The sequence below is a fragment of the Gaetbulibacter sp. NE genome, from assembly GCF_025548475.1.
Taxonomy (GTDB): domain Bacteria; phylum Bacteroidota; class Bacteroidia; order Flavobacteriales; family Flavobacteriaceae; genus Gaetbulibacter_B; species Gaetbulibacter_B jejuensis.
Genome location: NZ_JAOQHY010000014.1, coordinates 49,797 through 68,674, shown reverse-complemented (window position 1 = coordinate 68,674; position 18,878 = coordinate 49,797). Strand labels below are relative to the sequence as shown.

The 18,878-nt window shown below is 33.3% G+C and carries 11 protein-coding genes; 9 read left to right on the top strand and 2 right to left on the bottom strand.

The window, feature by feature from the left end:
• A partial coding sequence (locus OD803_RS13570) for an HYR-like domain-containing protein (protein ID WP_442899865.1) occupies positions 1–1,151 on the bottom strand: 1,151 nt, incomplete at its 3' end.
• 477 nt (positions 1,152–1,628) lie between these two features.
• Here OD803_RS13570 and OD803_RS13565 point away from each other — a divergent pair.
• From OD803_RS13565 to OD803_RS13545, 3 genes are all read left to right on the top strand, one after another.
• Complete coding sequence (locus OD803_RS13565; protein WP_262733883.1) at positions 1,629–3,056, top strand: hypothetical protein; 1,428 nt, start codon at positions 1,629–1,631, stop codon at positions 3,054–3,056.
• Positions 3,057–3,331: 275 nt separating this feature from the next.
• Positions 3,332–9,328, top strand: coding sequence for a PKD domain-containing protein (locus tag OD803_RS13560; protein WP_269468245.1), 5,997 nt, complete (start codon positions 3,332–3,334; stop codon positions 9,326–9,328).
• Positions 9,329–9,337: 9 nt separating this feature from the next.
• Positions 9,338–10,342, top strand: coding sequence for a PorP/SprF family type IX secretion system membrane protein (locus OD803_RS13545; RefSeq protein WP_262733881.1), 1,005 nt, complete (start codon positions 9,338–9,340; stop codon positions 10,340–10,342).
• 88 nt (positions 10,343–10,430) lie between these two features.
• On the opposite strand, the gene OD803_RS13540 is transcribed toward OD803_RS13545, so the two are convergent.
• Positions 10,431–11,120, bottom strand: a complete 690-nt coding sequence (locus OD803_RS13540; protein ID WP_262733879.1) for a hypothetical protein — start codon at positions 11,118–11,120, stop codon at positions 10,431–10,433.
• A gap of 554 nt (positions 11,121–11,674) precedes the next feature.
• Between OD803_RS13540 and OD803_RS13535 the strand changes: the two genes are divergently transcribed.
• The 6 genes from OD803_RS13535 (at position 11,675) to OD803_RS13510 (ending at position 18,875) form a co-directional block, all read left to right on the top strand.
• The gene (locus tag OD803_RS13535; RefSeq protein ID WP_262733877.1) at positions 11,675–13,327 is read left to right on the top strand and encodes a tetratricopeptide repeat-containing sensor histidine kinase; all 1,653 of its coding nucleotides are present in this window, start codon (positions 11,675–11,677) and stop codon (positions 13,325–13,327) included.
• Positions 13,327–13,992, top strand: coding sequence for a response regulator transcription factor (locus OD803_RS13530; RefSeq protein ID WP_262733876.1), 666 nt, complete (start codon positions 13,327–13,329; stop codon positions 13,990–13,992). The genes OD803_RS13535 and OD803_RS13530 overlap by 1 nt, the downstream gene beginning before the upstream one ends.
• 324 nt (positions 13,993–14,316) lie before the next feature.
• Positions 14,317–14,847 (top strand): hypothetical protein, encoded by a 531-nt coding sequence (locus OD803_RS13525; protein ID WP_262733875.1) that lies wholly within the window; start codon positions 14,317–14,319, stop codon positions 14,845–14,847.
• Positions 14,840–16,108, top strand: coding sequence for a DUF4407 domain-containing protein (locus tag OD803_RS13520; RefSeq protein ID WP_262733873.1), 1,269 nt, complete (start codon positions 14,840–14,842; stop codon positions 16,106–16,108). Before OD803_RS13525 ends, OD803_RS13520 begins: the two co-directional genes overlap by 8 nt.
• A 3-nt stretch (positions 16,109–16,111) precedes the next feature.
• On the top strand, positions 16,112–17,059 hold the full coding sequence (locus OD803_RS13515) for a DUF4407 domain-containing protein (protein ID WP_262733871.1): 948 nt from the start codon (positions 16,112–16,114) through the stop codon (positions 17,057–17,059).
• Positions 17,046–18,875, top strand: coding sequence for a hypothetical protein (locus tag OD803_RS13510; RefSeq protein ID WP_262733869.1), 1,830 nt, complete (start codon positions 17,046–17,048; stop codon positions 18,873–18,875). Before OD803_RS13515 ends, OD803_RS13510 begins: the two co-directional genes overlap by 14 nt.
• Positions 18,876–18,878 lie beyond the last annotated feature (3 nt).

Here is an 18,878-nt window from a genome sequence, read left to right as displayed (position 1 = left end):
AAAGTGGCATCATGCGTTACCGTAACAGAGCCACCACAGTTATCAGTAGCCGAAGGAGGTGTTAAAGCAGTCACTTCACATTGATCCGTTACATCGGCAAGCGTCGCTAAATCAGGAATAGGAGCAGTAACATCATCGATTTCTATGTTTTGTATAACATCTATATCATTTCCATTACCATCATCAAAATTCCAAGTTATAGTATACGTTCCTTGAGTATTAAATGTTGTTGCGTCAGAAGTTGTTCCTGTTATGGTAGCACCACAGTTATCGGTTGTAGTTGGAGCTGTAACAGTAGCATTACACTCAGCAGTTATATCTGTTAATGCAGGTGTATCAGGATTGATAGTGTCCACAACTGTTACTGTTGTAGTGCAAGTGTCAGTCTGACCTAAAGAATCTTCAGCGGTCAAGGTAACTATTACAGGGCTTCCAATATTGGAACAGTCAAATGAGTTGACATCAATTGATAAAATAGGCGTGTCAAAGTCATCAATAGAACCATTATTAATATCAGTAGTGTTTATTGATGCGTTACCTGTAGCGTCTAGATAAACTGTTAGTGTAGTAATACAGTTAGCTGTTGGCGGATTATCTGCTCTAAAAGTAGCTCTGTAGTTAGCACCTCCATTACTAGCGTAGTGAGTTCCATCAGGAATATTGTCACTATTTGTATCGAATTCTGACCTAGTATAAACTTCAAGGTAATAATCACCTGAAGGTAATCCGTTTAAAATATTAATATTAGCACCTGAAGATTCCCAAGTTTGATCTATACTGTTTCCGCCACAATGATTAGAGGTTCCGTCATCAGTGTTAAATAAAATTTCGTGAGGAATAAAAGCTGAAGGAGCATCACTTATCAAATAAACCCTGTAGTCCAACCAGCTATTTAAAATATTATCGCTAAAGCATTTATAAGTTTGATTTTGAGCACCTTTAAGTATTAAACTATTTGATGAGGTAAAAGTTCCAAGATTTAAACCATCAAAATCTAGGTTTCCTGTATTTGCTTGTAAATCATAATAGGTGTTTCCAGAACTGTTGGTATCTAGTATTAAATAACTCTCGTATATGTTGGATTGACCAATGCTTAAATTAGAAATCAAAGCAATTACAATTGCAATGATGCGAAGTAAATATTTTTTCATTTTAGCTATAATTTGTATAAACTATGTGTCTTTGTTTTAATAAATGGGGCTAATTGTTTAGTTGTTAAATAGCTATTAATTGTATAAATAAAAGGGAATGGCCAAATTTATTGTCAATATAACCTTACACGAAAAATACTCGTTGAAATGCTTATTTATACTTTGACGGTTGTTAAAAAAAATAGAGAAAAACTATTCTTCGATAAAATGCAATTTTACACGATGATTATCAAGAGGGTAATTATTTGTCAATCAGTAGTGTAGAGTAGGTTTGTTAAACTGTATTAAAGTGCGAAATTGAGTTAAAATACTAACGTGATTTGATAATTTAATACTTAATTAATCTGCAAAACTAGGAGCTTAAAAAGATTTTTGTAAATTTATAATCCCTTCCCTATATACTAATAGTCATTTTAAATGATGAGTTAATAGCATGGAGTTTAGTTAACTTCATTTTTTAACTCTAAAATATTAATTATGGCTCAATTAGATACTTCAAAGTATAATGTAAAAAATAACTCCAATTATTCTTTTGCAGCGTTTCCGGATGCGAAAATTTATCCTGATGAAAATGAGGATGGAAAATGGACACAGCACCTTCTTTTTGGTGATTATATAAGTATAGTCGATTTAGAAGTTGTTAATAATCATGTTAAAGTAAAATCAAGAAATAAATTAGGTTGGATACACATTAATGATCTTCAAAAAGAGCGTGTTCTAGAAGTCAATTTTGTAGATATAGGTCAAGGCGATGGGTGTCATTTAATCACTCCTAATGATGAACATTATCTTATCGATGCTGGTAAAGGCGATAATATGTATCGCTATTTGTATTGGCGATTTAACTTAGATAAAAACACAGCGTTGCCCTTTAAATTTAAAGCATTGTTGAGCCATCCTGATAATGATCATTTTTTAGGGTTTTCACAAATTTTTGAAGCTCCAGCGGTTGAGTTTGATAAAATTTATCACAGTGGCATAGTTCAAAGACCAAAGCGTATTGATAAAGGCTGGAACACTCAATTAGGCATAAAAGAAGAACTTTCTGATGGTAAAGATTACATAACGACGTTGCTGTTTTCAGATAATGAAGTAAAAAGTGTATTGAGTGATGACGAAAACTTAAGCGGTAGTGGTTCGCAATATTGTAAAACTATTTTTAAAACACTCAATCAACTACAAGACCCAGAGTTTATAGGGTTAAATAGTAATGACGGATTTATAGTAGGTGATGGTTCTGATACAAGTTTTTCATTAGAAGTGTTAAGTCCAATTCTTACAAATATTGACGGTAAAAAAGCATTACCATACTTTGGTAGTCAAGGAAAAACCAAAAACGGACATTCAGTATTATTAAAACTAAAGTACAAAAAGCTCAAAGTGCTATTAGGTGGCGATATAAATGAAGAAGCTGGCGAGTATATTAATGCATGTTTGGGTGATGAAGCGTCTAATAAACTTCAAGTTGATATTGCAAAAGCGTGCCACCATGGAAGTCATTTGTTCAATTATGAATTTTTAGAGCATATTAATGCATTAGGAACTGTAATCTCTAGTGGTGACGATGAAAACTATAGTCATCCAAGACCTGATACTTTAGGTGCAATAGGAAAAACAGGATATAGTAAAAAACCTTTGATTTTTAGTACTGAGTTGGCTAGATCCAATAAAGAGTTCTCAACAGCTACAATACCAGAACTGGTTTTAAAATACCAAACATTGGAGCGAGCTCAAAAAGATTATGAAAACTTACTCAATAATTTTGTAGATACACCCGAAAATGAACAAGCTATTAAGGCGCTTAAAGAGGATGCCACAAAAAAATATAAAGAGATTAATTCTTACTTAACAAGACACGGTATGATTAACCTAAGAAGCGATGGACATAAAATGATTGTGGCCTAAAAGCTTGAAAAAGATTCTAATCATGGTAAGTATGATATTTATGAATTTGAATATAGCGATACCGAAAAACGTTTTGTGAGAATTTAAAAATTAAACCTATAGTCAAAGTGTTGAATTGACTTAAAATTAATATACAACAAATGTTAATTTAATAAGAATTTAACTACATTTATTTTTTCTAAGCCATTTAATATCATTTGCTTATGAACAAAAATACATTCCGTTTACTTGCAATAGCGCTTTGCATAGTGTGTTGTTTATTTAGCGTCTTTAATATGAATAAAGACGTTTTTACACAGTCACTGTACAATAAAGATTTAATTAGTTTAAACAATGCAATGATGCCAAACGCTACTATTGATGGAGATGCTGAAGTGTGTCTTAACGATAGTCCTAATCCGCAAGTTACATTTACAGGCTCTAATGGAACTACACCTTATACCTTTACATATACTATAAATGGTGGAGCGTCTTTAACGGTTTCTACAACTGGTAGCAATAATTCGGTAGCTCTTAATGCAAGTACAGCAACAGCAGGAACGTTTGTTTATGAGTTAATCTCATTGACTGATGCTAATGGAGACACAACTAACGAAAATGGCACAGTAACAATAGTTGTCGGGACACCTCCTACAGTAGATTTTACATTTAGTAATAATGGAGCTTGCTCAGGAACACCTGTTGTATTTACGCCTAATGTAACAGGAAATGGACCTTATACTTACGATTGGGCTTTTGGAGATGGAGATTCTTCAACTGACCAAAATCCATCTCACGAATATGTAGCTGAAGGTTGTGGGTTTTCTACTTTTTCAGCAACTCTTACTGTAACCGATACTAATGGGTGTACAGCGTCTATTTCTAAAACCATTAGTGTTGAACAAAAACCAAATATGAGTTTTGAAGATTTAGATGCACAATTTAGTCCACCTTTTGATAATTGTGGAAATAACACATCAGATCCAGAATATACTGTAAACGTGGGGAATACCTCACCTTCAGATAGCTGTATCGTATCTTATGACATTGATTGGGGAGATGGCACAACAGAAACTAACGTGACGTTTCCGCTTTCGCATACTTATTTAGAGTTAGGGTCTTTTAATATGGTTGTTACTGGTTATAGCGATACAGGATGTGTAAATACCGAAACGATTTTAATTAAAAACTCAAGTAATCCAGTAGGAGCGATTGAAATTCCTGGTAATACAGTAAACCTTTGTTTGCCTGTGTCTCCAATAGATTTTGCTATTGGGTCTTGGGGAATTAACCCACCAGACACTGTATACTATGTTAATTATGGAGATGGCACTCAAGTTACTTACACGCAAACACAGTTAGAAGCATCAACATATTATAATGCCTCAAATCCTGCTGCATCACAAAATTATCCAATACCACATACCTATACTGAATCTAATTGTCCAAGTCCAAACTATACAGTCTTTTTGAGTATTGTGACCTCTTGTGGACAAACCGATTTAACAGCAGGACCAATTATTATATTAAGTAAGCCTGATGTAGATTTTGAATTTGAATCGCCTGCTTGTGTAGATGTACCTGTTCAATTTACTAATTTAACAACAGGAGGATATAATCAAAACTGTACGACAAACTCTTTATATTATTGGGATTTTGGAGATGGCAATACGTCTACTGATGAAAATCCGTCGCACACTTACACTGCAGCAGGAACTTATAACATTACTTTATATGCCGAAAATTTTTGTGGTGAAACCGATGAAATAATCAAAACCATTTGTGTAGAACCAGAACTGGTAGCCGACTTTACATTAGATGCTAATAATGGTTGTGCTCCATTTATAGTAGCGGCTACAAACACTACAGATACATCTATGACTTGTAGTGCTGAAACGTATTTATGGGAAATAGCTTATACACCTGAGTTCTGTGGCACTACTGAATCTTGGAGCTTTACTAATGGTACAGATGAAAATTCTGAAAGCCCATCGTTCCAATTTGATAATGCAGGAATATATACAATAACACTAACTGCAACTAATGCTTGTGGTAGTAGCACAATTTCTGAAATAGTTGAAGTTAAACAACCTCCAACAGCGACCTTAAATCCAGTTGCTGATAGTTGTGGTACAGCTTCTGTAAACCCTGTAGCAACGGTTGTATCTTGTGCTCCAGCATCTGAAACGGTCACTTACAGTTGGAGTTTTCCTGGAGGTGTTCCTGCAACATCCAATACACTCAACCCAGGAACCATTGTTTATAATACAATAGGTAACTACACAATAACATTCAGTGTTACTAATAGTTGTGGTACAACAACAGTAACTCAAGATTTTTCGGTTAATGAAACACCTACAATTACAAATACCAATGTAACGCAATCCATTTGTTCTGGAGTCGAAACTGCAGCTATTAACTTAACGTCTGATAATAGTGCAACAACATACAGTTGGGTGTCAAACAATCCTGCAGGTTTAACAGGATATGTGCCATCAGGAACTTCCGATGTAATTCCTGCTCAAACACTTGTAAATAACACAGCTAATCCAATCATTCTTATTTATACAGTAACACCTGATATTAATGGTTGTAATGGAGCTCCAGTAAATTTTGAAATTACTGTAGAACCAGCACCATTAATCACAAATCAACCCATACCAAATTCGGTATGTTTAAATGGAACACCTGATGATTTGTCGGTAACCATTCAAGGAACAGGAACACCAAACTATCAATGGTATCAAAATACGGTTAACGATACTACAACAGGAACACCTATTGCAGGTGCAACTTCAGCAACATATACACCACCAACAGATACTGTTGGAGAGGTGTATTATTATGTCGTAATTACGTTTTCAACTGGTGGTTGTAATGAAATAACGTCTAATGCAGCTCTGGTTGAAGTAGTTAATACCTCTCAAATTGATATTGAGCCTATTGCTACGCAATCTGTTTGTGTTGGTGGTCTAGCAGATGAGTTGTCTGTAGTCACTTCAGGAGGAACAGGAACGATTTCATACCAATGGTTTAGTAACACTACTAGTAGTACAACAGGAGGAACACCAATTGCAGGTGCAACAATGGCAAATTATACACCTCCTGCATATACATCAGCTGGAAATTATTACTATTATGTTGAGGTTGCGTTTACAGCAAGTGGATGTGCAGGTTTGGTAAGTGATGTTGCAGAAGTGGTAGTGGTTGATGACCCTGTAGTAACAACGCAACCTATTGCATCTCAAAGTTTATGTCAAAATACCAGTGTACAAGATTTAGAAGTTGTTGCTAATGGAGGTCTGGGTACAGTGAGTTATCAATGGTATGTAAATACTGTAAATAGTAATACAGGAGGAACCCTAATTGTAGGAGCAACAAGTAGCACTTACACACCACCAGTTGATACTGTAGGCACGTTTTACTATTACTGCGTGGTGCAGCAAGATGTATCTGGTTGTGAGGTAGTAAGTGATACTGCAGAAGTTGAAATTAGTGCAGGCGCGCAATTTACAACTCAACCAATGTCTGATGTATTATGCTTAGGAGAAACAACAGCAACGCTTCAAGTAGCTTACATAGACGGAACAGGAACTCCAACATACCAATGGTACGAAAATACAGTTAATGACACAACAACAGGAACAGCTATTGCAGGAGCAACAACAGCAAGTTATTTACCTGATGTGTCTTCAGTGGGAACCACATTTTATTACTGTATTATAACGTTTAATTCAGGTGGTTGTTCTGAGTTGATTTCTGCAGTTGCTGAAATTACTGTTAACGAAACCCCAGATATTAGCGATGCAACAGTGTTAATTTGTAGTGGTAACGCGTTTGTACACAATCCAGATGCTACCAATGGTGATACAGTACCAGCAAATACAATGTATACTTGGTCTACGCCAACGGTTACTCCTGCAGGAAGCAGTGTTGGTGCTTCTGAGCAGTTAACGCCTGTAGCTTCAATAACACAATTTTTAGAAAACACAACGGTTAATCCTTCTACTGTAACTTATACAGTTACACCTATTTCAGGGAATTGTGTGGGAGCAGATTTTGAAGTGGTAGTTACTGTAAATCCTTCAATTTCTGTAACTACAACAGTTATTAATAATACCTGCTTTGAGTCTAATAATGCGTCAATAGAAATCGATATTGTTGGAGGTGTGCCTTTTTCAACAGGAAATCCTTATAATATCGATTGGTCAGGACCTAACGGATTTACAAGCACTAACGAAGATATTTTTAATCTAGAAGCAGGAACTTATGTGCTTAACATAGAAGATGATGGAGGTTGTCCTTATACCGAAACTTTTGAAATTATTGAACCAGATGAGCTTGTGTTTAGTGCTGTCAATTTTGATCCTGATACAATATCATGTTTTGGTGCTAATGATGGGTCAATAGGTATTGATATTTCAGGAGGAACAATGCCTTACACCTATAACTGGACGCTTAATGGAGGTCCTTTTTCAACGGATGAAGATCTAACAAATTTAGGTCCTGGAGTGTACGAAGTTACAGTAACCGATGGTAATAGCTGTGGACCAATAACTCAAGAGTTTGTTATTGATGAACCTCCTTTGTTAACGGTAAGTTTACTAGACCAAACCAATGTGTTGTGTTTTGGAGATAATACAGGTGCTATTACAATTGAAGCTTCAGGTGGTCGACCAGACTATACTTTTTCTTGGGTTGGACCAAACGGTTATGCGAGTACTAACCAAGATATTGATACTTTATTTGCTGGTTTGTATACAGTAACGGTTACAGATAGTTCTAACTGTATTGCTGTTTTAGAAGTTTCGATTATTCAAAATGATGAAATAAATATTGATGTAACAACTACCGAAATAGAGTGCTATGGCGATAATAATGCATCAATTACTATTAATAACATTTCAGGAGGTGTTCCGCCTTACGACATCGCTTGGAGTAATTTTGGTACAGGTAATAGTCAAACAAACCTTTCTGCAGGAATTTATACTATTACAATTACTGATGCTGAAAACTGCCAAAGAGATTTTCCGATAGAAATTGAAGAAGCTCCAGTTTTTCTAATAGACCCTGTTGTTACTCAAATGTCGTGTGCAGGAGAAAACGATGCAAGTATAGCTTTAAATTTAGTTGGAGGAATTGACCCTGTTACGGTCGATTGGAATGACGACCCAACAGCAGGAGTGGAGCGTAATAATTTAGCACCTGGGACGTATACAGTTACTATTACTGACGGAACACCATGCGTCATTCAAGAAAGTTTTACAATTTTTGATATCAATCCTTTGGTACTATCTGCCAACATTACTAATGCGCTTGATTGTGATGATACCAACAGTGGTGCAATAAATTTACTCATTCAAGGAGGTACGCCTCCATTTGATGTGTTGTGGTCTAATGGTACAACTACCGAAGATTTAGATAGCATACCTCCAAATACCTACACAGTTATAGTTACTGACGCTAATGGTTGCGAAATTCAAGGAAGCTGGGACGTAACTAGGTTTGAACCTCTAGAGTTGCAAGTCGAAACACAGTCAGATGTAGATTGTGAAGCGCAAACTGTTAACCAAACATTTGTAGCTATGGCAAGTGGAGGAGTGCCACCATTTCAATACAATTGGTCAAGCGGTACAGTAAGTGGAGCAAACAATGAATTAATGACTACTGATATTGACGGACTAGTGCTTTTGGAAGTTGTAGATAGTCAGGGTTGTACAACCAATTATAGTTTTAATGTAGACATCCCAGTTTTAGGAAACCCAGGATTCGAGACTACGTCTTTTGGGTTTGAAAACTATGGAGTGTATGCTATTAGCGATCCTATACAGTTTACAAATACTGCAACTGGCGATTTTGAAAGCATTCTGTGGGATTTTGGAGATGGCAATTTTTCAGCTGAAGAAAATCCAACACATACCTATTTAGAAGTAGGAAACTATGTGGTTACGCAAACAGTAACCTATCCGTTTGGATGTGTATACACCCATACAATAACGCTTATTGTTGAACCTGGTTATAAACTTATAATGCCTAATGCATTTACACCTAATGAAGATACTTTAAACGATTATTTTGGACCTGTTTATGTAGGCTTAAACACCTTAGAAATTAACATATATGATACTTGGGGAAGCCTTATCTACTCAGAGTCTGGAGACGATATTAGAGGTTGGGACGGAAAAGTAAAAGAAGAAGAAGCCGAAAACGGAAACTATTACTACACCTTTTCTGCCAAAACATTTTATGGCGATACGGTTACAAAACAAGGTGCATTTGTATTTATTAAATAGAGCGTTATAATGAGGATAAAAAAATCACTACTAACTATTTTATTGTTTTTATTTGGATATGTTGCACTTGCACAAGATCCTATTTTTACACAATCATTTTTTGTGCAAGAAACTTTAAACCCTGCGTTTTCAGGGTTTGAAGATAACGGTCGAACCCATTTAGGATTGTTGCACAGAACACAATGGCCTAATTTGGACTTAAAAATCAACACGCAGTACTTTTTTTGGAATAAATCTATAGAATACGGTTCAGGACAAGGGTTTGGTTTTGGACTCAGTGGATTAAGACACCACGAGTCGTTTACCAATTATTCACACCATCAAATCAATGCCAATTATGCGCATAGAGTTAACCTTAATGGAGGTTGGTATTTTAGACCTGCAGTTGAGGTAGGAGCAGGTTTTAAAGACTTTAGGTTTAGTTCCCTAACACTTGCTGACCAAATCAATATAAATACAGGAACAGTAAGCTCAACATCAGTAGACCCTTTAGCATTAAATAATGACAACGTCTTCTTTTTAGATATCTCTTCAGGAATTGTTTTTGAAAAAGAAGAGCATAACGGAATCGCCTATTGGTTTGGGGCTTCCGTAAAGCATCTTAATAGACCTAATATTTCTTTTGTACAAGGTGAAAATCTTCCGTTAGATATTTTTTATTCACTTCATGCGACCTATCGTTTTCCCTTTTTAAACGATTATAGTATAATGATGACAACCAATTACATGCAACAAGGCGAGTACAATCGTTTAGATTTAGGTGCAATGTTTCAGGTCAATCAGTTTTTAGCTGCAATTACTGCAGTTTCAAACCCAAATGGAAGTAGCTCTAATAGTCATTTGTTAACTTCAGTAAACGCGTTTTTTGGTTTAGAGTACACTGATTTTAGATTTGGAGTGTCGTACGATTTTAATACATCTCAAATAGGAAGAACAAATGGCGTGTATGAATTGTCAGTCACCTACTTATCAAGATGTCGTAGTTGTACTACCCAAAGAGGCAGAAAAAGATAATGCTTGAGAAATAAATTAGTATATCAAATAAAAACCCCAAATTATAATTTGGGGTTTCCTTTTATAGCGATACTCAGAAAAGATTAGACTATTCACAAATATGAGTTTTTATCATATATTTTGTAATGGGTTTTAGGGTTTTACCAGTTTCAGGATGCAATCCCAAATCAGTAAAATATTCTAATTGTTTAGCACGGTTTTTTCCATACCAAATTTTTACACTACCATCATCATTAAAAAAAGCATAATTACAATCCGGAAGAACCTTTTTAAAATGATCGATACGTTCTTGTTTGTAGTATTTTAAATCTTTTAAATCATATAGTTCTAAATCAAGTTTAACTTCTTTATAGTGGTCTATATCCCATACCATTAGTCTTGGCTCAGTCTTGTTATAAAAAAATAGAAAGAGAAGTACAATACACCCAATAGCAACACCTCCAATTACCCAATACGTTTTAGATTTAATAAAACGATTGGATGTCGTTTCATTGAGCCTATGTTGTATAGAATAGTCTTTAAAGCTCTCATAGTTTAGAAATTCACATAATGATTGAATGACGTCAGCGCGCGATATACTTATATCTCTTTCAGAACTGTCTTGTGCACTTTTATAATAATTCCTTAAAGTTTTTGAGCTAATTGGCGTTTTAAAATCATCAGTCAGAAAAGTAGATAAAAATTCTGAAATAGCAGTGTTGGTAGGTGAGGCAATACCTTGGTTTTTTAAGTGTTTCTCCCCTTTTTTAAAAGCATCAATAATTAAACTTTTTAACATAATGTGTTGGTAATTAGTAATGTTAAAATTAAAGATTTCACTGGGAAAATTAAAGGAAAAACGTTTCTAAAAACTTTCCAAAGTGTTTCCAGTCAACTTTATATAATCTTTTTTCATTTGCTGTAGAATTAGTGAAAAACCTTAGTTGATATAAGGTTATGAAATTTAGTTCTACTTGATTTTGAATGGTATAGTATAGTGTTGCATGGGAAGACAATACATACTTGCTGTTTTAAAATCACACTTCCCAATTAAAGAGAAGAGCTCCTCTTTACCCAGAGAGTAGTGTTGCGTAAAGATTCTATCCGAGTAGAACTCGGAGGGCAACACCTATGTTTAATTTTTAACGAGTATCAAGATGAAAAAAGTATATGTAATAATATGTGTTCTTGGGGTCAATATGCTATTTTATGGCTGCAATCTTGAGAGTATTTCTGAAGAAGTAAACCCACAAGCGTGTTGTGGTGAAAATGGCGAAATTCCGCCACCACCTCCACCGCCACCACCTCCAATCGACCCAGTTGATTAAATAAAAAAGTTGTTATTTTAGAGGAATGAAACAGATACTATTTTCATTCCTCTTTTTATGTCTTGGATTAAGTTCTTGCTTTTCACAACAAGCACAGGATAGCTTATATTTTTACCAAAATAAAGTTCTCTATCCCAAAAACGCTACAGATGTATTTCAATCGTATAAATTCTTCAATGAAAGACTAAAAAAGGCTGAATTAAAAAACGATATACCTAGCCAATTAAATAGCATGTATTATTTGTCTAGTATCAATTATAAACTGGGAGCTTATGATGAAAGCGAGCAAATATCAGTTAAAGCTATAGGTGTTTTGAACAAGCATTCAACTATTCCAAATCGTATACATTATCAAAAAAGCTTTTATAATCTTTTGGGAATGCTTTATTATGAGCAACAAAATAAAAAGAAATCTTTAAGCCTTTATAATAGGGTGTTAGAGTTGTCGGTAAATGCAAAAGATAGTGCTATTGTCTATAATAATATTTCTAATACTTATAAAAAACATAATGATTTTAATAAGGCTAAACAAGCATTGTCTAAGGCTTATGATTTAACAAAGCGAATAGACGATACTTTAACTATTGCGCTTGTAATGGATAATTTAGGATTTATAAATTCAAAGTTATCTAATACTGATGAAGGATTAAGGTTAATGAAGCAAGCTTTAAAAATGAGGAGCTCTGTTAAAGATACAGTTTCTAAGTATAAAAGTTATACACATTTAGCACAATACTATTTTAATACAGGCAATAGTAGTTTGGCTAAAGAAAATGCGTTGAAAGCATTTGAAATAGCAGAAAAAATTAAGTCGGCATCCTACAGGCAAGATGCTTTAGGGTTATTAATAACATTAAATGAAGATCCTTATGTTACGCAATATAAAAAAGTAAATGATAGTATAAATAAAGCAGAAAAAGAGACGAAAAATAAATTCGCTTTGCTCAAATATGATTATTCTAATTTTGAAAAAAAACTACTATTAAGTCAGTTACAAGAACAAAAACAAAAGTCAAAAACCGTTATTGCTTCTCTAGTAGCTATTGGTGTAGTACTACTATCTTTAATTTTATACGTTTTTCTAAAAACAAAACATAACAAAGACAAACTCTTACAGGTTGTCGAAACTGAATCGCGCATTTCAAATCAAGTCCATGATGAAATTGCAAATGAAGTGTTTCAAGTAATGATAAAGTTCGATAATCAGGAAGAGAACTCACAAAAAAGTAAACTGATAAAAGAGTTAAACAATTTATACTATAAAGCACGAGATATATCTAAACAACACAGTGTCATAGATGTGAAAAACTCATTTGAAGATAGTTTGATAGAGTTAATGAATAGTTACAATGATACTGATACTAATGTAATTATTAAAGGTGTAAAAGACATTGTATGGAAGGGATACTCTGAAATAAATAAAATCACAGTTTACAAGGTGCTACAAGAGTTATTAATTAATATGAAAAAACATAGTAAGGCTTCTTTGGTAGTTATTTCATTTCTGGAAACTAAGGGTAAACTTGAAATAAAATATAGCGACAATGGAGTGGGCTGTACTATAAAAAAAGGAAATGGACTAGAAAATACGGAAAACCGTATTCAAGCAATTAATGGAACAATTACTTTTGAATCCAAAGAAAATAAAGGATTTAAAGCAATAATAAATATTTCATAATGTTTCAAAAAGTTTTAATAAATGACGATCACGATGCAATTCTTTCTAGTATAACACAAATACTGAAAAGCGCTGGAGTTAATGTGATAGAACGTGCACAGTATTGTGATGAAGCATATTTAAAACTAAAAAAGGCTCAGCTAGAAACTGCAGAATTTGATTTGTTAATAACCGATTTGTCCTTTAAAAGAGATCATCGAAATGCTAATTTGGAAAATGGAGAAGATCTCATTCAAAAAGTAAGAGAAGACTTTCCAAACATGAGCATCATAGTATATTCCATGAAAGATCAGCTTCAAAAAGTAAGGCTGTTGGTAAATCAATATGGTGTTAATGGATATGTCTGTAAAGATCGTAATGGCTCTAAAGAATTATATGAAGCTATTAAATCTGTAGCTTTAGGCAAGATGTTTTTATCTCCACAAGTAGACAGAGCCTTACACCCAAATGCTAATATGGAGATAGATGAGTTTGATATTCAGCTTATCAACCTTCTGTCCAAAGGATGGTCTCAAGATGATATTAGCGAAGATTTAAAAACGAAAAATATTTCACCCAATAGCTTAAGTACCATCGAAAAAAGACTTAATAAATTAAAAGTTCAATTTAAAGCCAATAATACAATCCATTTAGTAGCAATTACTAAAGATTTAGGATTAATTTAAGGACTGTTACGGATAACAGTAACGCTTATCAGTGTTTTGACTATAACTTTGTCTTACTATTAGTTTGTATTAAATTAATATATAGGGAGTAAAAGCGCATCATGTTTTTGGTGCGCTTTTTTGTGTTTTATATCGGTGTTTACGGAATTCCGTAAGGGATTTATTTTAAACATTACTAAGTTTGATTATATAGACTGTGAAAAAAAAGATGAGAGCTGTTTAACTAGTTTATTAGGTTTTAATCTTAATTATTATAAGGTTTATAATATCTCAAATATATTCATATATAATCTATGTGTTTTCAAAGAAAGTAATCATAAATCTATGATAAAGAACCTTTTTAAGTACTTAACTAAGCCAACAATAGTTAATTGGCAATTTTATAATTATAATACCTGTAATAAGCAGTTGTTCAGTCTTAAGTTGATTTTTGAGGGTGTTATTCAAATTAAAATCAACAATGTAAAAGTACCAAAAAGAGAATTGTATATTGTAGCAACTATCCCTGGGACAAACAAAGTTAAAATTGATTTAAGAAACATTTTTTTTAAAAACACTCTATTTCTTGAGGTCAATCCTAAATATTTCATCAATTTCAATTCTCCTAAAATACACTCTTTAAAAATTTACAACTTTCATAAAGTAAAGAATCTCTATTATAAACGAAAATTAACCTCTTTTTTAAGTAGAAAAAGAGCTTTAAACCTTGGGGTAAATATGGGTATAAGTGGATTAGAATATTCAAAAAAACTTGATTTGAAACATACTAGATTTCGTAGTATCTGCTTAAGCAATAATATTTATCTAGAACAAAAAGAATATACATTAAATGAAATAGTTGAACAATATGGATAAACTAACTTACCAATCACCAAAGCCCTCCAAATTCATGAAGCTTTTCTGGAAAGCAGCAGGAGGAGACGCTTACATCTTGAGTCAAGCTACATACAGTGACCAAATTAAATATTTTTGTCTTGGAGGGATAGTGATAGCAACTGCTATCATGGCAGGATTATCTGGAGGCTATGCGTTTTACACGATATTTAAGCCAAAACAATCTAATGTTACAGACCTATGGTCAATGACCGAAGGTAGTACCATTATTAATAATATTACAGGATTTACTGAAACAACTGATATTGGGACAATGCTTATCGCAATTCTTTTTGGAGTTATTTGGGGACTGATTATTTATAATATTGATAGGTTTATTGTTACAAGTACAGGCAAGGGTGATGGAACGGAAGCCATTACTTGGGGTGAATTTAAAAGTGCACTGCCAAGAATTATTATGGGGTGTATTATAGCCATATCTATCTCTAAGCCTTTAGAAATTAGAATTCTTAAAGGCGAAATAGACGCCAAACTTCAAGTAAAACAAGAAAGTTTAAAGCAAGAGGCAATTAAAGGAATTGAAAATAAGTATACAGCTAGAATTGCTGAAAAGAATACTAAGATTGCTGAGTACCAAAAGCAAATTGATAAATCTGAAGATGCGGTTACCCAAGCTGAAATGAATCTAAACGCAGAAATGACGCAAGAAAATAACAGAGGGTATGGTCCGCAAGCAAAGAGGCTTGACCTAATTATGCAAGATAGGCAAAAGGAAAGAGATAAGATGCGCTCAAATCTTGAACCATTGATAGCAGATTTAAATAAAGAAATTAAAGAATATATTGCTGATAAAAACAAGGAAATAGATAACTTAAGTTTTAGTTTATCTGGTTTAGATGGGCTTGCGGAACGCATCACAATTGCTGAAGAGGAATACCCAGCTGTTTCTTGGTTTTTAACATTACTTTTTTTAGCTATTGAATTAACACCAATTTTCTTTAAGTTAATGTTAATTAAATCACCATATGACTATATGTCGGAAAATTATAAAGCATTGGAGCTTGCTCAAAATGGAGTTTATGTAGAGGAAGATTACTATGAAGATAAAGAAGGAGTACAAAGAGAATTGGTTAGATTTCTAAAGGCTGAAAAGCTGATACAAGAGCAAAAAGAATTTCATGATGCCCAAATGAGGATAACAAAATATGCCATTGAAAAATTTGAGGAATCAGAGAAAAAGAAAATTGACGAAAATCCTGATGATTTTATCAAATACTCTTGATGAATGCGTCTTAAGTTTTTCGAATATAGTAAATTTTTGTGGTGGTTCGCTGGTGAAGACCCATTTATCCTTAAAAACTGTAACAAAACGGTAAGAGTCAAATTCAGTTTAATAGGAATTCTGGTTATAACAGTAATGATAACCACATTTATAAGCATTTCCTATGGACTTTATAAGCTACTTGAGTCTTATTATGTTGGACTTTTAATTGGGTTTTATACTGCCGTTTTAGTAATGTTTTTATATATGTTCATTCTTTACACAGTTACTAAAGACGTATTGCCACACAAGAAAGGAAAGTCAATTGAAATTTTTACCTCATACATTATAAGGTTTGGTTTTTTATTTGCCTTAGGCTTGGTGGTGTCGCAACCAATTGAATATATGTTGTTTTCTGATGAAGTAAATAAACTTATGAATGGGAAAATTATTGAATCTATCAAGGAAAAAAACAAGAGTTTGAATATTGAATATTCTATGAAAGTTAAAGAATTAGAGGAATTGAATATATCAAATAATGATTTGAAAAATGAAATTATAAGATTCCAAGAAGATAAGGATTTAACTCTTCAGCAATTTATGGATTACCAATATTCAAGAAATTTTTTCATTGAAAAGATGATTCTTATGGACAAACACTTAATTTATATTTGGTTTTTTTCAGCAGTATTCATAATTCTTTTTTCCCTACCTGTTTTTTTAAAGATTAAGATTGATTTTAATACAAATTATTATAAAAATAAGCGAATCATACAGAGAGATTTATTGGAATGGCATTATGATAAGTTTTTGGAAAGCTATAATGCAATTATCAAAGAAAAATTTCCAAGCTTCACTTTGACCTATAAGTCACCTTATGCTGACCCTCCATACAATACCCAAAAAATTTCTAAACCCCAACTGGCATCTGAGAGTGAATTTTCTAAATGGTTATTAAATGAAGGTAATTGAAATTGAAATAGATTTTGAAGACTTTCATTATGTGTCTGGAATTCTTGAACTCAAAGTATCGGGAACAAGAATTAGTGATGGTTTAAGTGAAGTATTTGATGTAAACGATGTATTGTCAGTAAAGTTTAATGCTAAAGAAAAGTTCCTTTCTCCTAATATACCTGAAGGTATTGCTAAAGATAGGGTTTTTGCACTATCATTACCCAAAGAAACTCCAGTTTACTTACCAGAGGACAGTTCAAAAGGGTATAGTGTCCATTTTGATAAAATAATCTGCGATGATAGGTATGTCTCAGAGAATGGCTATTTAAAAGTCGATAGGAAAAACACGACTAAGGATGGATTAAAAGTTTTTTCAACCATAGTCTTAGAGGCTTATGGCTTGATGAAAAAAACGAGGACTGAGGTTGAAAAAGTCACTTTCTATGAGTTATTTGATAAGGCAGTAGGACCTGGTAAAATTCTGATTGAACCAAAAAAAGAATTCTATGAAATTGGTGAGAAGGTTAAAATAAAGGCGATTCCTGATAAAGATGCACATTTTTATGGTTGGGATGGAGATTTTAATGAGCTCAGTTCTGATGAGGTAGATATTGAGGTAGAAAAGGACTACAAATTTTCTGCTAACTTTATAAAGACTGACAAAAAAGCGTATGTCACTAATGTTGTTAAAGATGTAGCCAAAGATATCTCCTCGAGAGACTTTTGGGATAGTTTATTATCTCCTCAATCGAGTACATCTTATTCTTCAGGTGGTTACAGCAATAGAAAAGTAAATTACTCCAAAGGGTTTTGGGGTAGTTTGGGAGATGGTATTTCTGCGCTCTTTATGATAATAGGGTATTTGTTTTATGCGGCTATCTTTTTCTTTTTTATAGCTGCTTTAATACAGACTTTAGGATGGAGTCTTCTATATATAATCGGCGTTATTTTTATCATTTGGCTAATCTCTTTTATTTCAAGACGTATTCAATTGTTTAGTTTGTTTGGTTATATCCTTAATGTTCTTTTCATTTTTTTTATTGGATTTGGGTTATTTAGTATGCTTTCAAATTTCAGTTTTGATTCGTCAGAATACAAAAGAACTGAGCCTAAACCGGAAACAATTGAAAGGGAAAAAGACAATTCAACAACGGATTATGTCCATCATGTTAGATGGAAGGATTTCAAGAACAATCACTACGAAACGTATTTAAAAGTAAATAGTGATTTTGTTTTGTATGAACAACAAATAAAGGAGACTTTACCTAGAATAAGAACTGAAAATGATTATAATCTAATTTTAAAACGCTTATATCAAGAATCTGAAGAGGCTCTCTACCATGTAGTTCATGCTTTAGATTCTGTCAAATCAAGTAATAAAATTAACCAAAAAGATTTCCCTCAGGTTGTGGTGAGTATGGTGCAAAGCATACCGTACTATGCTATATTAGATATGAGCTGTAACCCTTATGATTACAGAGATGAAACTATGAGGGATTTACTGTTGAATAATCCATGTCAAGGGTATGTGAAGTTTGGATTAAAGTCACCTTCAGAGTTTTTAAAAGATATTAAAGGAGATTGCGATACAAGAACCTTATTTCTTTTCTGTATTTTAAAACATTATGGTTTTGATGTAGCTATATTTGGTAGTGAAGTATATAAACATTCATTACTGGGTATTGTGATGAATGTTAATAGTCCTAATGCCTTATATAAAGAATACAAAGGCAAGAAATACTATCTATGGGAAACAACATCAAAAAACTTTAATATTGGACAAATACCTCAGGAAATAAGTGAAGTTCAATATTGGAATATAAATTTAAACTAAAAT

Bases quoted from the DNA above. Each gene is read 5' to 3' on its own strand.
- OD803_RS13565 (WP_262733883.1), top strand. From the start codon at position 1,629: ATGGCTCAATTAGATACTTCAAAGTATAATGTAAAAAATAACTCCAAT.
- OD803_RS13540 (WP_262733879.1), bottom strand. From the start codon at position 11,120: ATGTTAAAAAGTTTAATTATTGATGCTTTTAAAAAAGGGGAGAAACAC.
- OD803_RS13530 (WP_262733876.1), top strand. From the start codon at position 13,327: ATGTTTCAAAAAGTTTTAATAAATGACGATCACGATGCAATTCTTTCT.
- OD803_RS13520 (WP_262733873.1), top strand. From the start codon at position 14,840: ATGGATAAACTAACTTACCAATCACCAAAGCCCTCCAAATTCATGAAG.
- OD803_RS13560 (WP_269468245.1), top strand. From the start codon at position 3,332: ATGAATAAAGACGTTTTTACACAGTCACTGTACAATAAAGATTTAATT.
- OD803_RS13535 (WP_262733877.1), top strand. From the start codon at position 11,675: ATGAAACAGATACTATTTTCATTCCTCTTTTTATGTCTTGGATTAAGT.
- OD803_RS13545 (WP_262733881.1), top strand. From the start codon at position 9,338: ATGAGGATAAAAAAATCACTACTAACTATTTTATTGTTTTTATTTGGA.
- OD803_RS13515 (WP_262733871.1), top strand. From the start codon at position 16,112: ATGCGTCTTAAGTTTTTCGAATATAGTAAATTTTTGTGGTGGTTCGCT.
- OD803_RS13525 (WP_262733875.1), top strand. From the start codon at position 14,317: ATGATAAAGAACCTTTTTAAGTACTTAACTAAGCCAACAATAGTTAAT.
- OD803_RS13510 (WP_262733869.1), top strand. From the start codon at position 17,046: ATGAAGGTAATTGAAATTGAAATAGATTTTGAAGACTTTCATTATGTG.